This is a genomic window from Psychrilyobacter piezotolerans, assembly GCF_003391055.1.
GTDB classification, from domain to species: Bacteria; Fusobacteriota; Fusobacteriia; order Fusobacteriales; family Fusobacteriaceae; genus Psychrilyobacter; species Psychrilyobacter piezotolerans.
This window is the reverse complement of record NZ_QUAJ01000042.1, coordinates 1-15880: the sequence shown is the minus strand read 5'-3', so window position 1 is coordinate 15880 and position 15880 is coordinate 1. Positions and strand designations below refer to the sequence as shown.

Annotated in this window: 19 protein-coding genes; 7 read left to right on the top strand and 12 right to left on the bottom strand. The window is 30.0% G+C overall.

Going from position 1 to position 15880, the window contains the following annotated elements:
- Positions 1 to 362 precede the first annotated feature (362 nt).
- From DYH56_RS14650 to DYH56_RS14625, 6 genes are all read left to right on the top strand, one after another.
- Positions 363 to 578 carry a toxin-antitoxin system YwqK family antitoxin gene (locus DYH56_RS14650; RefSeq protein ID WP_114643614.1) on the top strand — a complete coding sequence of 72 codons (216 nt, stop codon included), beginning with the start codon at positions 363 to 365 and terminating at the stop codon, positions 576 to 578.
- Between the two features lie 489 nt (positions 579 to 1067).
- Positions 1068 to 1442: a hypothetical protein gene (locus DYH56_RS14645; RefSeq protein ID WP_114643613.1), complete on the top strand. Its 375-nt coding sequence runs from the start codon at positions 1068 to 1070 to the stop codon at positions 1440 to 1442.
- Positions 1439 to 1861: a hypothetical protein gene (locus DYH56_RS14640; protein ID WP_114643612.1), complete on the top strand. Its 423-nt coding sequence runs from the start codon at positions 1439 to 1441 to the stop codon at positions 1859 to 1861. Before DYH56_RS14645 ends, DYH56_RS14640 begins: the two co-directional genes overlap by 4 nt.
- Positions 1862 to 1954: 93 nt before the next feature.
- A complete protein-coding gene (locus DYH56_RS14635; protein WP_114643611.1) occupies positions 1955 to 2458 on the top strand; it encodes a hypothetical protein in 504 nt (167 codons plus the stop codon).
- 411 nt (positions 2459 to 2869) lie between these two features.
- Positions 2870 to 3631 carry a toxin-antitoxin system YwqK family antitoxin gene (locus tag DYH56_RS14630; RefSeq protein ID WP_114643610.1) on the top strand — a complete coding sequence of 254 codons (762 nt, stop codon included), beginning with the start codon at positions 2870 to 2872 and terminating at the stop codon, positions 3629 to 3631.
- 290 nt (positions 3632 to 3921) lie between these two features.
- On the top strand, positions 3922 to 4956 hold the full coding sequence (locus DYH56_RS14625) for a tetratricopeptide repeat protein (RefSeq protein ID WP_114643609.1): 1035 nt from the start codon (positions 3922 to 3924) through the stop codon (positions 4954 to 4956).
- A gap of 608 nt (positions 4957 to 5564) precedes the next feature.
- Here DYH56_RS14625 and DYH56_RS14620 read toward each other — a convergent pair.
- Entirely contained in the window at positions 5565 to 6434 is an 870-nt protein-coding gene (locus DYH56_RS14620; RefSeq protein WP_114643608.1) for a D-alanine--D-alanine ligase, read from the bottom strand.
- A gap of 930 nt (positions 6435 to 7364) precedes the next feature.
- On the opposite strand from DYH56_RS14620, the gene DYH56_RS14615 reads away from it, so the two are divergent.
- A complete protein-coding gene (locus tag DYH56_RS14615) occupies positions 7365 to 7577 on the top strand; it encodes a hypothetical protein (protein WP_114643607.1) in 213 nt (70 codons plus the stop codon).
- 98 nt (positions 7578 to 7675) lie between these two features.
- On the opposite strand, the gene DYH56_RS14610 is transcribed toward DYH56_RS14615, so the two are convergent.
- The 11 genes from DYH56_RS14610 to yedE form a co-directional block, all read right to left on the bottom strand.
- Entirely contained in the window at positions 7676 to 7897 is a 222-nt protein-coding gene (locus tag DYH56_RS14610; protein ID WP_114643606.1) for a hypothetical protein, read from the bottom strand.
- A 278-nt stretch (positions 7898 to 8175) separates the two neighbouring features.
- Positions 8176 to 8733 carry a tetratricopeptide repeat protein gene (locus DYH56_RS14605; protein WP_199533047.1) on the bottom strand — a complete coding sequence of 186 codons (558 nt, stop codon included), beginning with the start codon at positions 8731 to 8733 and terminating at the stop codon, positions 8176 to 8178.
- 54 nt (positions 8734 to 8787) lie between these two features.
- Complete coding sequence (locus DYH56_RS14600) at positions 8788 to 9564, bottom strand: PstA family ABC transporter permease (RefSeq protein WP_114643605.1); 777 nt, start codon at positions 9562 to 9564, stop codon at positions 8788 to 8790.
- Positions 9564 to 10406, bottom strand: a complete 843-nt coding sequence (pstC, locus tag DYH56_RS14595; protein WP_114643604.1) for a phosphate ABC transporter permease subunit PstC — start codon at positions 10404 to 10406, stop codon at positions 9564 to 9566. The genes DYH56_RS14600 and pstC overlap by 1 nt, the downstream gene beginning before the upstream one ends.
- A gap of 1 nt (position 10407) precedes the next feature.
- Entirely contained in the window at positions 10408 to 11262 is an 855-nt protein-coding gene (locus DYH56_RS14590) for a phosphate ABC transporter substrate-binding protein (protein WP_114643603.1), read from the bottom strand.
- Positions 11263 to 11367: 105 nt separating this feature from the next.
- Positions 11368 to 12153 (bottom strand): phosphate ABC transporter ATP-binding protein, encoded by a 786-nt coding sequence (locus DYH56_RS14585; protein ID WP_199533046.1) that lies wholly within the window; start codon positions 12151 to 12153, stop codon positions 11368 to 11370.
- A gap of 38 nt (positions 12154 to 12191) precedes the next feature.
- On the bottom strand, positions 12192 to 12602 hold the full coding sequence (locus DYH56_RS14580) for a hypothetical protein (RefSeq protein WP_114643602.1): 411 nt from the start codon (positions 12600 to 12602) through the stop codon (positions 12192 to 12194).
- Entirely contained in the window at positions 12603 to 13973 is a 1371-nt protein-coding gene (locus tag DYH56_RS14575; RefSeq protein ID WP_114643601.1) for a sulfurtransferase, read from the bottom strand. It abuts the gene before it with no gap.
- Positions 13974 to 14140: 167 nt separating this feature from the next.
- On the bottom strand, positions 14141 to 14374 hold the full coding sequence (locus DYH56_RS14570; protein WP_114643600.1) for a putative Se/S carrier protein: 234 nt from the start codon (positions 14372 to 14374) through the stop codon (positions 14141 to 14143).
- A 1-nt stretch (position 14375) separates the two neighbouring features.
- The gene (locus tag DYH56_RS14565) at positions 14376 to 14582 is read right to left on the bottom strand and encodes a sulfurtransferase TusA family protein (RefSeq protein ID WP_114643599.1); all 207 of its coding nucleotides are present in this window, start codon (positions 14580 to 14582) and stop codon (positions 14376 to 14378) included.
- A gap of 2 nt (positions 14583 to 14584) precedes the next feature.
- Positions 14585 to 15652: a YedE family putative selenium transporter gene (gene yedE / locus DYH56_RS14560; RefSeq protein WP_114643598.1), complete on the bottom strand. Its 1068-nt coding sequence runs from the start codon at positions 15650 to 15652 to the stop codon at positions 14585 to 14587.
- Between the last annotated feature and the right edge of the window lie 228 nt (positions 15653 to 15880).

Sequence of the window (15880 nt, the reverse complement as noted above, 5' to 3'; positions counted from 1 at the left end):
TAAAAAAAGCTTTTAGGTTGTCGTTGGTAAGAATATCTTTAAGTGTAATAGTAGTCATAATAGTTATTATACCAAAAAACCCCCAAGATGGGGGCTGGGGGTTGAAGAAGCGTTAGCTTTTTTTTATGTATTCAGCCAAAAGCAAAGGGCAAGGGAGTAGAATTTAAAATAGATCCAATTCATCATAAAACCAAATTTTTTGAGTTTAAGATCTTTAGGAGAACCAATTCGATAAAAAAATTATTCTGGGGATATAAGGATAGAGTAAAAGGGATATTTTAAAAATATCCCTTTTTTAAAATTTGAAATTTAGAATGTTGTCAAGCATACTTAAACGATAATAAAAATAAAGGGGGAGAGAAATGAAAATTGGGAAATCAACTAATCAAGAGCAATTACATTACAAAAACGGGGTATATTATGAAATAAATAAGGAAACTCCATACACAGGAAAAGTTATTGGCTATTACGAAAATGGACAAATCAGAGCTAAATCAAATTGGAAAGATGGAAAACGAAATGGGGAAGGGATTTACTATTATGAAAATGGACAAATTAAAGATATAAAGAAATTTTAAAGATAGACTTATGTACTAATTTGTTTAGACACGATATTTTACTAATCTCTTTAATAAATATTGCCCTTTATTTCTTTTGGGACTTTCATAATCAACCTCAATAAAATCAACCTTAGAAGGACGCTGAATTTATAGTGTTTTTTTATTTAGTACTTTTCACTTTTTTGTCTGTGATTTTCTTTAAATTTTGTCCGCGATATTTAACTTCCAATGATCAAATAGATAATGAATTAGATAAATACAAGATATCATTGGGTTTGCAGGGTTCAAAGTCCAAGACAAGGGAATAGAGTTTAAAATAGATCAGATCTTCTAATCTATTAAAAAATTCTGTGTAAATAAAAATCCCCCACTAAAACTAGGGATAAATTCATCTACTATTTATTAAGGTAATATTGTTTTTCTTTAAATATTATAGTATAAAGTATAATAGATTAAAAAATTCACGAAAAAAAATAAAGATAATTAAATTATATAAAGGAGAGAAAAATGGAAAATATCAAAGTTTTAGAAAAATATTCTAAAACATTAAAAAAAGAATTGAAAAAAAAATTAAAGTCAGGATTAGAAATAAATAGTGTTATTTATCCCGTTGAAAAAGAAGGAGCTGTTTTTGAATTTACAATTGATAAAACAAAAAAATCTAAAAGAATTGAAAGAAAAAGAAGAAGTGTCAATGAAGTAGTAAGCAACAGTAGTCAAAATATTATAACAGGAAATATAAATAGTGCTAGTTTTAGTGGAACTAATATTATTATGAATAAAAATAAAATAACGATAATTAAAGGTGGAAATGAAAAAGAAGAATGGAATAACAAACAGATCGAGAAAGACATTCGAATAATTTTAGGTGATAAAAAATGAGAATGGAAAAAGGTAAATATGTAATTGAAGGGGAAGCAGAAGAAATCATAGATTTTGTAGGTAAAACTGGTTTTGATTTAGATAGATACTTTGCAGATTCTAAAAAAAAATATGTTTTTAATAAATTTGATTTTGGTTCTATTATACTTTTCTTAATCTTGTTACTTCCTTTGTTGAAATTAGATCATTCTGATAATTATCTTTTTATAGTGATCATAGAAATCTGTTTAATCGGTACAATTTTGTCAAGAATTCAATTAATTTTTAAAAATTTATTTGTTACAGGAACTATTCTTGTAGTTTTTATTTTTAGTTTATTTCTCTCTATAGGGTTATATACGATTCAAGATGTAAAAGTTAAGGGTGACAAAGCTGTCAATAAAATTTTAAAAATTGATGGTACAAAAGATTCAAAATAAAATATCAGCTCTACACTTAAAAAATAATTTATTTTTATAATTTATTTTTATTAAAATTTTATACTCATTATCAAACTTAAGGAGGAATATTATATGGGAAACAAAATTGATTTTTTTACAAGAAGTGATATCAATAGTTCATTAAAAAGAATAGAGGAGCTATTGTCTTGTGGCATATTTCATCCCCATAATTCTAATCATGTTTTAATGAGAGCAGCCTTTATTGAAATACTTATTTCTCTTCGTGATTTGATGTATAAATCGGAGAAATATGCTTCTCGTATAAGTTTTACTGACGATATTGTTATTGAGAGTAAAATAAGAGATGTAAGTGATTTAATAAAATATGTCCGTGACGCTCTTTGTCATCCAGATTCAGATAACCACTACATAGAAAAAAATAATATTAAATCTACATTTAATGTTGCTTTTGGTAAATGTTCTTTAATAAAGATTGGAGATTTTGAGCAAAAATCTGAATATGATGATGACATCTGCTTCTTTTTTGGTTCTAAAAACATATATCTCAATAGACATATTGTACGAGCTTATAATGAAGCAAAAGAAAAGTTTAAACCAATTCTAAATGACAATTAATATTATTAATTTAACCATCCATAAAATTAGAGGGTAAAAACAGCATTTTCTACGATACTATTCCCTCCCATAAAAAAAATTCATTTCAATTCCAGTAGGTCACATAGAGGAAAACCTCTTGCTCCCCTACTGGGATAGAGATAGAAAAATTTATAAATAAAAAATCAGGTTTCTATGCCTGATTTTTTTATGTATTCAGCCAAAAATTAGAATTTAAGATAGATCCCATTCATTATAAAACCAAACTTTTCAGTTTAAGATCTTTAGGAGGGCTAATTCTATAAGGAAATTATTCTGGGATATAAAGAATAGAGTAAGGGGGATATTAATTAATATCGCTTTTTTCAAATTTGAAATTTCAAATATTATCAAGCATACTTAAACGACAATAAAAATAAAGGGAGGAGGAAAATGAAAAAATTATTATTAATATTAATATTTAGTATAAGTTTAATGAGTTATGGGAAATCAATTAATAGAGAGCAATTACAAAACAGAAACGGTATGTATTATGAAGTAAATAAAGAAACTCCATACACAGGAGAAGCTATTGTCTATTACGAAAATGGGAAAATCCAAGTTAGAGAAAATTATAAAGACGGGGAACTAAATGGGGAATTCATTGTCTATTACGAAAATGGAAAAATCAAAGGTAAAGAAAATTATAAAGATGGGGAAAGAAATGGGGAAGGGATTTACTTTAACGAAAATGGAAAAATCAAAGGTAAAGGAAATTATAAAGATGGGAAACAAAATGGGGAATGGATTTCCTATTATGAAAATGGACAAATTCAATATCAAGGAAATTATAAAGATGGATTAGCAAATGGGGAAATGGTTACTTATTACAAAAATGGAAAAATCCAATATAAAGAAAATTATGAAGATGGGGAAAGAAATGGAGAATATATTGGCTATTATGAAAATGGAAAAATCCAAATTATAGGAAATTTTAAAGGTGGAAAAGCGGAAGGAGAATTGATTTCTTACTATGAGAATGGTCAAATCGAAAATAAAGAAAATTATAAAAATGGTAAATATAATGGGGAAGTGATTGTCTATTACAAAAATGGTCAAATCGAACGTAAACAAAATTATAAAGATGGGATATATAATGGGAAATGGATTTACTATTATGAAGATGGAAAAATTAAAGGTAGACTTATGTATTAATTTATTTGGATACGATATTTTACTAACCTCTTTAATAAATGTTGCCCTTTAATATTTTGTAACCTTCATTTAAAAAAATAATAAAATCAGCCTTAAAAGGACACTATTTCTAGTGTCCTTTTATTTGGTATTTTTTACTGTTTTGTCTTCGATTTCCTTTAAATTTTGTCCGCGATTATTTAATTTTTCCTTTTATTTCAAAAAAATCACCTCCTTTTAGAAATGTAAATTCAGATTTTCTAAAGGACATTATAGAAAAAATTGTAAATTAAATAAAAGGGGGTGAAAAAATGAAAAATAAAATTATAGGAACAATTCTATTATTTTTAGCTCTAGCAGGATACTTTAAACTTGATAGTGATGTGAAATCAAAAGAAGAAAATCAATTAAAAAAAGAATTAAATGAAAAAAATATTTATCTTAGTAGTGGATTAGCAAAACAGAACTTAGGAGATTATGAAGGGGCAATTGAGGATTACAATAAGGCAATAAAATTAGACCCCAATTTTAAAATAGCATACAACAATAGAGGGGTTATGAGAAATGCTTTGGGAAATTTTAGAGATGCTAAAAAAGACTTTGATAAAACAATAAAATTGGATCCCAATTATGAAACAGCATATTATAATAGAGGACTAGCAAAAATTAACTTAGGAGATTCCAATGGAGCTATAGAAGATTTTAATAAGGCAATAGAGCTAGATCCCAATTTTAAATGGGTATATTACGATAGAGGACTGTTAAAAGCTGAATTAGGAGATTTCAATGGATCTATAGAAGATTTTAATAAGGCAATAGGACTCGACCCCGATTTTAAATTGGCTTATAACAGTAGAAGTCTTGCTAAATATTATCTAGGAAATTATAGAGGAGCTATAAAAGATTGTGATAAGGCAATAGAGCTAGATCCCAATTATGCAACAGCATATTGCGATAGAGGACTAGCAAAAGCTAAATTAGGAGATTTCAATGGAGCTATAGAAGATTTTAATAAGACAATAGAACTCGATCCAAACCATATAGGTGCATACAACAATAGAGGAAATGCGAAAAATATGTTAAGAAATGCTAGAGAAGCAATAAAAGACTTTGATAAAGCAATAGCATTGGATCCAAATTATGCAACAGCATATTTTAGTAGAGGTGCAGCAAAAATGAATTTAGGAGATTTCAATGGAGCTATAGAAGATTTTAATAAGGCAATAGAGCTCGATCCAAACTCTATAGATGTATACAACTATAGAGGGGCAGCAAAACGGGAATTAGGAGATTATGAAGGAGCTATAGAAGATTTTAATGAAGCGGCTAAAAGGGGAGGTTTCTAAAAATAAAGGTTTGAAAGCTTTTATACAGTTCTATGAATAGAAAGAAAAGTAACTCAACAAGCTACGGGGCGAAATATCTATAAGATACAAATACAAAAAATTAATAAAATCATGTTAAAATAACAATGTAATTGAGGAGTTTATTTAACACATAAACATAGAGGAAAAGCATTGGGTTCCATGCTATCCTCAAAATAATAATATTTATATAAAAAAAATCAGGTTATTAGACCTGATTTTTTTTCTGGGCAAGAACCTTTAACCCATAGAACACGGATCTCTTTGAGACTACCCGATGTGGGCATCACCAATATCTCTAAAGTTTATTTCATAAACTAAGAATATTACGGACACAGAAAATCCTCTAATTTACACTAAAAATTATTTTCTCTTGGTTTAAACCGAAGTTTATAATCATTTTCAGGGTATATTTGAAAGGTGCTGTTATTTTTCTTTTCTACTTGAATAATTGTTGTTGACAAATTCACTAAATAACATTTTAAGCATGCTGTTCCTAAATAATTTTTTTGTATGTGAGTATATAATGATATAGATATCATAGTTTATAATTAAAAAAACAGATAGGTACCACCCTATCTGTTTTGAACCTATTTTTTATGAGAAGTAAAAATTATTTTTTTTACCACATCATCAAATGTATAGTTTTTAAGAGTTGCAAGTTTAGGAAGAAGACTTGTCTCTGTCATTCCAGGGCAGGTATTAACCTCTAAAAAATAGACTTTATCATTGCATAATATAAAGTCACTTCTAGACGCACCACTTAACTTAAGTTCATCATGGATAAGTTTAGCATTTCTCATAGCATTTTCATAAGCCTCTGCCGATATCTTTGCAGGATACTCGTATTCTGTCTTTCCTCCTGTATATTTTGACTCATAGTTGTATATTCCATCATGTGGAATTATCTTCAATACCCCAAGAGCTTCCCCATCTAAAACCCCTGCAGTTAGTTCTACACCCTTTATATACTCTTCTATTATTACACTTCTATTTGATAGACTTTCCAAAGCCTCTTCTACATCTTCCATATCTTTACAAATATAAAGCCCTGTACTAGACCCTTCTTTTGACGGTTTTATAACTATTGGAAACTTATCTATTTCCTCTTTGTTTGTATAAGTCTTAGGAATTTTTATTCCAAGGCTATCTGCTATCTTTTTAGTTATAATTTTATCCATTGCCACTGTGCTTGGAGCCGCTTGAGACCCTGTATATTTTTTCCCCAAAAGATCAAGTAAGCCTTGAACTCTGCCATCTTCTCCACACCCACCATGCAAAGATAAAAATGCTATATCATATTCATTTTCAATAAATGATGTGACGAGATTCTCATTTGTTAAGTTCACTCCATATGCCTCATATCCCTGTCTTATTAAACTGTTTAATACTGCACTCCCTGTTTTTAGTGAAACTTCCCTCTCAGTTGATATTCCACCCATAAAAACTGCAATTTTCATGTCTCATCTCCCCCATAATAATTATTTTTTTTTACTTTTATTTCAAATATCTTTTTTACTTTTTCATTTTCAAATTTTTTAATAACATTCTTTAATTTAACCATATGCCCCAAAAAGAAAAAAACACTCTAATTCTACTACCATAGCGGTAATAGAGTTAGAGTGTTTAAGTTTCGTCTGATAGACTCACAATATGCCACATAAGTAGCATAACTCATTGCCTCTAAAGAGACCCTGAATAAACCCCAGTTCTACAAATATTTTTCAAATCAAATTTTCCTTTTGTTCAATTAGCTCGCATCTATACTATAAAAAATATCATAGACCTCACCAACTAAGTAATCATTTTATCTACTTCATAATGTATTCTTTTTAAAATTATAACATATTTTGTATGCTAAATCAAATGCTTTTTTTCGATAAACAGAATCTCCCCCCTGAAATTATAGTGTTTTAAAGACTTTTTTATTCTGACAGATATAAGAAAGTCTTTAATTTTTGATTGAAAAAAATATAATATTATGGTCTTTGCCAAATTATAATTCTTTTACTTATTAATTTAGGAGGATATGTTGGTATTTTTCGATATATATACATATTTTTTTTCATATTCCCTGCCTTTATTAAAGACAATCTTCGGTAAAAATTAGGGTTTTCTACCCTTACCTGCATATTCATCTAAAAACAGAGCTGGTGTAAATTTTGTTCCATTTTAATTTTTTAAGTGTAGTAAAAGAACACTTTTCATAGTATAATCTAATTAAAACTTAGTAGTTATTTAATAATGTTGTATATTATAATCAACATTTAAAATTCAAATAGAAAAAAACTCAAAGAGTTAAAGTCTCAATAGTGCAGTTCAAGAATATCTTACAGGGTATTTTTAAAAATCTTGAATCACACCATTCAGAATTTAAAGGGGGGATTAAGATGTTAGATTTAAGTAAATTATTGGGTTTTGATAGAGTAAATATAAAAACCAGTATTAAAAACTATGTTGAAGAACATGGTATCGAGTATGAAGGCGTAAAAATTATTTCTGCAAATAAAAACTTTATTGTTTTAGAAACTTCAGAAAATGCTAAGATTATTCTTGCAACAAATTCAATTCAATATGTGGAGGAATTTATTCCATACTATTAAAAAAAGGCTTAAATGCCTTTTTTTAATATCTAGAGCACAAGCTCATCTTCTTTATTGTCAGTCTATTATGAATTTATATCAAGTGTTATTATTAAAAGTTACCAACCTATTGAAGTACAACAGCAAGAAGAGGGTCTAGCATTCATATAACCTTTAGAAATTCCCATCATTATGACAGATTCTAAATTTTTATGAAATCCTAAATTAATATAAAGTTTAAAATCAGTATAAAAAACTGAAGATATTCCAAGTTGTTTTGGTAAGATTGAACATTTAGCTGAATGAATCTCTTGAGTTTTAGTGTTAATAAAAAAATGCATAATTAATCCTCCTATGTTGTAGTTTAAGAAAGTATAACATAGATATTAAAAATTAAAAGGAAATTCTAATATTAAATTAATAAAACTAAACTTTTTTTATTGATTTTTAGTGTTTAAACAAAATTTGAAGCAGCCCCATTCTTTACTTCTTGTTTTGTTAACTTTAGAAATCTGTTCCTTTGAGAAAAAATATTCTCCATAATTATTTATGTACCTCAAAAAAACGGGCAACCCTTTTGGGTCGCCCTCCTTTATATTAAATATTTTATAGTTTCGTTTTATTCTCCTATCTTTTCTCTTAAAAAGTCTATCTTTTCTTTAATAGCTTCATCTCTTGGATCAATTTCATAGGCAGCTATATATTCCTTTAGCGCTCTTTTTAATCGCCCCATTCTTTCATATTTTATAGCAAATTCTACATGGGCATCATAGATATCAAAATCTAAAAATATCGCCAGATCATAAGCTCTTATGGCATCTACTATCCTTCCTATCCTTGAAAAAGCATTTCCCAATAAAAAATATACAAATGGCGCTTCTGGGTCTATATCTAAAGCCTTGTTAAACAGCTCTATAGCCTCTGGAAAATTATCCTTTTCATAGTAAAGATATCCCATATATGCCATATACTCTGCATTTTTGGGGTCTAATTCCAACATTTTCTTGTAGACATCTATGGCGTCATCTGTTTTTTTTTGAAAACAAAGTATTGCTCTTAATTCTCTCAACGCCATACGATTATCTGGATTAAAAATCAATTCCGATCTAAGATCTACTCTTCTTTCATCCAGGTTTTTTATCTCATTAATCTCCATAAATATTGCTGTTCTTAACATCTCTCTCCCCCTGATTCTAAAAAAAGTATTTCGTTTACATTTCCAAATAAAGATTTAATTTTTATTATAAAAAAAATTAAAAACAGAATTAAAGACTCTTTTAGCCCCTAAATTTAAGAATAAAACCATCACCAAGAGGATAGAACTTGCCGTAAATGCACCTTCTACAGAAATTCCTTCAGAAGTTAATATATATATGTGGTAAGGAAGAGCCATGAATGGCTTCATTATATCTCCTGTTTTTCCATACATTATTGCACCTGTCAGGATAATAGGAGCTGTTGCTCCCATTGCAAAACCACTGGCAAGGGTCAGAATATTTAAGATCTCAACCCTGCAAACTGGAAAAATCAATTTAACCAGCATATACTCCCTGGACACTCCTAAACTTTCAGACATATCTATCAAATCCCGGGAAACTTCATTAAAACATTTTTCTAACTCTATTTCAATATACGGAAATATCATTATTCCTAAAGTAAGGGAGCTGGTCAGCATACATCTTCCCAATCCCATCTTTATTACAAAAAAATGATATCCAAATAGTCCTAATATAATCGATGGAATTCCCGCACTGCATCTGATCACTGCAGATAAAATTTTTTTTCCTTTTTTACAATAAAAAACATTATAAACTGCAGCTGCAATAGCCAGTATTCCCCCAAAAATCATTGAAAAAACACCTATTTCAAAGGTTCCTACCATTGCAGAAAATATTTTATTCTCCAATATAAAATCAGCCCTGTAAAAAGGATAGATAAATAATATTGAAACAATAATTATTAATAAAGTCAAACTAAAATAAGATAAAGTTTTTATAATTTTTCCCATTAAACCACCTGATTTTTTTTCAAAAAATATTCAAATAAAAAGCCCATAAAAATTAAAATTATTATTAGAAAAAAGCCTGCACCAGAAAGAGCATAATAATGAAAACTTTCTATTTCAGCCGATCCCATTTCAAGTGCTATCAGCCCTGAAAGTGTTTCCCCTTTAGAAAAGAGGGTAGGCATAACCTTAGAATTTCCTATTAACATGATCACTGCCATAGTTTCTCCCACGGCTCTCCCAAAAGATAAAATTATTCCAGATATAATACCGTATATGCTCTTAGGAAGTATTAATTTATATATATAATATTCCTGGCTTACTCCCATGGATTTTGATACTTCTCTGTATTTTTCATCTAATTTTCTTATAGTTTCAAATATTGTAGAAAGGCTATAGGGGATAACCATTATAGCAAGGAGAATTCCACCGCCTATAATAGTTTCTCCCGAAGTCATATTTAAATTTTTTTCAAATCCCTGAACAATGAACACAAAACCTATTAATCCGTAGATAACCGAAGGAATTCCTGTCATACTCCTGAATACTGTCATCATAAGTTTATTGTTGTTTTTGACATAAAATACCAGTGCAACCGCCACAAAGACTGATATTGGAAGGGATATCAGGACAGCTATCAATCCGGTATATAGAGTAGATAAGATAAAAGGTAAAATCCCAACAATATTTTTTAAGGGATGCCATTTTTCCCCAGAAATAAATTCACTGACAGGATAGTGTTTAAATAATTTAGTTCCTTCTATAAATGTATCCAATACTATAAACAATAAAATTATAAATGAAATTCCTGTAAAAAAATATATAATCCATTTAATAAATTTCATTTTATTTTCCTGGTATAAATCCTAGACTTTCAACAACCTTTAGCCCGTTATTAGAAGTTGCTAAATTTAGAAATATTGTTTCTGTATCACTTAAATTACCGCTGGCTATTAAGAGTAATGGTCTGGAGATCTTGTAACTTCCATTTATAATATTTTCTTTTGTAGGAAGCACTCCATTTACCTTTAAAGGCACTACCTTGCCTTTATTCTGGTTAGCAAGACCAAAAGATACATAACCTATTGTGTATTTATTAGTAATGATTTTCTGTGTTAAAGCTCCCATAGATGGTGCTTGAATAACATCATCCTTTACATCTTCATCTCCCATTACAATTTTTTGAAAAACTTTATGAGCACCGCCACTTAAATCTCTGGTAACCACAATGATTTCTTTATGCTCTAAAGAACTGTCTAAATCATCCCAGTATTTATAGTTTCCAGAAAAAATATTTCTCAGTTGTTCATATGAAATATCATCTGTAAGGGTTAATATTGGACTCTGGGGATTAACCGAGATTGTCAATGCGTCTGTTCCTAATTTAAATTCTTTATAGTCTTTTATTTTCTTTTTTTCATTTTCTGAGACCTCTCTGGAAACCATCCCAAAATCACTGGTTCCTTCAATTAAAGATTTTACTCCCAGACCAGAACCACCGCTGGTTACATTTAATTCTATATTTTTTTTAGGGAGATCTTTCTTCACTTTATCCCAAGTTTTATTTTGTGATAGTTCTTCACCAATTTTATTAATTACAGGTGCCAAGGTAGATGAACCGGTAAAATTAATATCATTTTTAAACTCTTTCCCGCATCCCATAAGCAATAACAACGTTAGACCAATCATAATTTTTTTCATTTTTTCCCCCTTGTATAATGAATAGAGCTATAAAAGCACTATTTCTAGTTTATTTAATTTTTTAGTATATAATTAACATAGACGCTGTGGATTAGTGTGACCTCCTTATACTTTTTCTAATTGTAAATATTTTTTAGTTCTTTCATCTTTTGGATTATTGAATACATCCTGAGTTTTACCACTTTCGATTATCTCCCCCTCCTCCATGTAAATTAAATTATCGGAGATCCTTCTTGCCTGGGAAAGATTATGAGTAACAATGACAATGGTATATTCATGACATATCTCTTTCAATAAGTTCTCTATATTTAATGTGTTTTTTACATCCAGTGCCGAACAGGGTTCATCCAGCAAAATTACTTTTGGATTAACCATCAAAGTTCTGGCTATACACATTCTTTGCTGCTGACCACCAGATAATTTATTAGCCTCCATATTAAAATCATTGATCTCATGAAAAAGACCTATTTTTTTCAACATTTTTTCAACTAAATTATCCAGGTTATCTATATTTTTATGATGATACTCATACCCATAGGTTAAATTTTTATAGACAGAAAAAGGAAGAGGTGTCGGACTTTGAAAAACAAGTCCGATTTCTTTTCTGAGAGTTTCCTTGGGATATTCCAGGATGTTGTTTTCTAAGTATAAGATTTCCCCTTCCTGGTGCAACTCTTTGTCCAACATTAAATTTATTGATTTTAGTAAGGTGGATTTTCCGCACCCGGAACTTCCTACAAGGGCGGTTATCTTATTTTTTTCTATGTTTAAATTTATATTTTTAAGGATTTCGACCTCATGTTTCACTGTAAGTTTTTTTATTTTTATTATCACCTTATATTCTCCATCATTAATTTCTTTTGATTTTAACTTTACTTTTTCTAGTATCAATTTAACCACATCTTCTGGAAGAAATCCTATTATTTCATTTAACTATAGAATGTAGCTTTTATTGCTTCAAGTCCAATTGCAACTTCTAAAAACATCAAAATATAAGCATATGTATTTAATTTTGCCAAATATGGAAAGTAGAATCCAACTATTAAAATAATACTTAATAATACAAATTTCAGCATACTTCGTTTACGATTAAAATTCCACCGGTTCTTAAATATAAGCATCAACACTATAAATAAAAATAATAGTAAAATCAAATGAATCATCATTCCATTTTTCGTGTATATTTTCGATAAATACTCTATTTTTTTGAAATATACATGCCTCATTACACCAGCTTTATATCCTGATAAATATTCTAAAATCAAAAGTGCTATGACCATACTCCATTCAAACCCATAGATTAGATTATTCATAACTCTATTCTTCAATTTTTTTTTCATCTACTTCTTAGGTTCTCCTTTCTCAGTTGGATTATTCGGCTCATTACTCCAACCAATCCATCCATCACTGAAAATACCTATGTCTTCAATTCCAACAACATTTGCATATGTATAGATTTCAGCAACTCTCCACCCACTACCACACATAAATGATAGATGTTTATTTGTATCTATTCCTTGCTTTTTCCAAATGTCAAGAAATTCACCTGCATTTCTCATAGTCTTATCTATATTTCTAAAGTAATCCATTGAATAAGAATTTGTTTTTCCTGCATAACCAAATACAGCTCCAGGGATTCTACCTTTTTTATCATGGTAAGTGTACCCACTTTCCTCTCCTATAAACTCTTTCCAAGTACGATTATCCACTAATGTAAATTGATCCGGTGTTTTTAAGCCAGCTTTTGTCTCTTCCATTGTATCTATAACATCTGGATTTCCTGGGATTACTCCACCAAAATCTTCAACTGCTACTGGTTTGTTACTTTCAGTTTCTAACTCATATCCTGCCATAGTCCAAGCTGTTGTTCCACCGTTTAATACTCTTACATCTTCAACCCCTATATACCTAAGGACTGTAGCCACTCTATAGGCTGCCATTTGTTCTTCCCCTGTAACAATTACCGTATCTTCTTTTGTGAAACCATATTTAACAGCAAATTTAGCTAGGATTTCATCATCAGCTAACATCCATGCTGGAGGTGGTTCCACTGCATCTGTATTGATATGAAAAGATGTAGGGATATGACCCTTGGCATAAGAAGTTTTTTCTTCTCCCCAGCTTGCTTCAACTATTTTTATATTGTTAGCATTTTCAAATGTTTCTGCTTTATTTCCATCAATAATATCTTTTACAATGGATGCAGGAACAATCAATTGATAATTTCTATAGTTTTCCATAGGTAAGCCTGCATCATCTGCCCATTTATTCATATCATATACATATATTTTTTTAAATCCTTTTTCTTTTAAATAGTCTGCCACTTCTTGAGCATCTTTTCCATTAGCATCATATAAAACAATGTTTTTTTCTTTAATTATTCCCTTTGTTTCAAGTGCTTCATTTAAAATATCCTCTTTATGATCTGCTTCAACTTTTAACCAATTAGCAGAAAAATCTACGGCGCCTCTAATTCTTCCACCTCTACTGATACCCTCTAACTTCCATCCATTGAACGCATCGTTTAAACGTGTATCCACTATTACAAAAGATGGATCATTCAATGCTTCTTCAACCCTTTGTGTATCAATAATCGTATATTCCCCTTGAGAACTACTCTTTTCCTTCTCTTTTTTGTCTTCAGTCGAACATCCTACAAGACTGAAAACGACCATTATTATAGATAATGTAATGATAAGCATTTTCTTCATACCTTAGCCAACTCCTTTTAATTTATTTAAAAAATATTTCCATATTTCTTATGAATATTTATTTTTAAAGCTTTAATAAAACTCTTCCTAAAACCTTCTATACAATATATATATATATATATATATATATATATATATATATTGTATAGATAGCGGTTAACTAACCTCTATTCATAGACTAAAATATAGTTTTCCTCTTCTACATGGAAAAATTTTTCTACTCCGGAAAAAGTTAAATCCTGTATATCTCCCTCATAATGAAAATTTACACATACTCCACAGTTGGAACTTAATTTTCTTGGAACGGGCATTAGTTTATGATTTATATTTCTTTTTTTGCACTCTCTGGACAATTTAATGGCATCTGAATGAGTAAAAAGAACTGCAATATATCCCTTCATTCTATCCCTTTGCCTTTATTATGTAGTCATCTTCCACTTCTGTTACTGCAAAATTATATCCTTCTGCCCTTAAATATTTTAAAATGTTTTCCATGGAAGCATTGTTGTCACTGATTATTTCCAAATCTTTTTCTTTATTTTTAACAGCCTGTTTAGTTTTTAACACAGGAATCGGACACGACAAACCTCTTGCATCTATTGTTACCATCTTTACTTCACCCCTACCTTTTTCTTTAAAAATTCAGAATTAAAATACGATATTAATAAAAGAATAAAAATACAAATAACCACAGCTATCTGTCCATTTACCGATGGACCCTTGGGACTTGCAGCTAAAGCAAAATTATGTGCTATAGCTCCTCCAAATAAAAGACCTAAAACTGTTACTACTGAATCGGTATTTCCTCCTCCGGCCAGAATAAGCTGTCTCAGAGGACACCCTCCCAGAAGAACACTTCCCCAGCCTACTACTACCATTCCTAAAAAGTTCCACAATCCATCCACATGGGCAACAGGCTGTCCTGCAAATCCAAGGTTAAAGAAGCCGAATATCATATTTCCTATAAATGTAACAGCAAGGATCGATATAAATCCTAAGAGGAGGTAGGAATCTTTGAATAAAATATAGTCCCTTATTCCTCCCACTAAACAAAGTCTTGTTCTTTGTGCCAGTCCGCCTACTATTAATCCCGCAGCTAAAGCTATGAATATTGGTGCATGCATGGCTCCCGGACCCTTGGTACTGAAAAATATAAAGGCCGGTGCAGTTATAAGCAGGTAGATTAACCCTAAGTTGGCTGTTGGAAAGATAATTCCCTCTGTTTTTAAAAGTTTATAACTTCTTTTAAGGGAAAATCCTTTATTTAAAAAATAGATACCGCATAAAATTCCAGCTGTAAACCCGACTAATCCAAGGATAGCATTTAAGTCCCCCCCTGCAAGTCTGAGGATAAGCCTTAGAGGACACCCCAAAAACATAAGTGCTCCAATCATAACCATGACACCCAGAGCAAAACGAATTATAGGAGATGATCCTCCCCTTACATCAAATTCCTTTTTAGATACTGCTATTAAAAAGGACCCTAGTACCAGTCCCATGATTTCAGGCCTTAAATATTGAACTACTCCTGCTCTTTGAAGTCCCAGTCCTCCTGCTATGTCCCTTAAAAAACAAGCGATACAAAATCCCATATTTGCTGGATTCCCAAGTGTAACCAGAAGAACTGCTATAATTCCTACAATTCCCCCTGCCAAAATAATACTTTTCTTTTCTCCCATTGCTAATCCTCCCTATTTGTAAATAGTTTTTTTAATTAATTTTCCTTGATAACTCAATGTATCTATTAAGTTTTTAACTTTGTTAATTTGACAAATAATTACTTATTTATGGATATTTCATAGTATTTAATACTGAAAACAAGAATTTTTGTATAGCAAACAAACGTCCTCACTATTTTTTTTGAAGGCCTTATTCCCTCAATATTCTTATGGCAACTACCCTCCCAT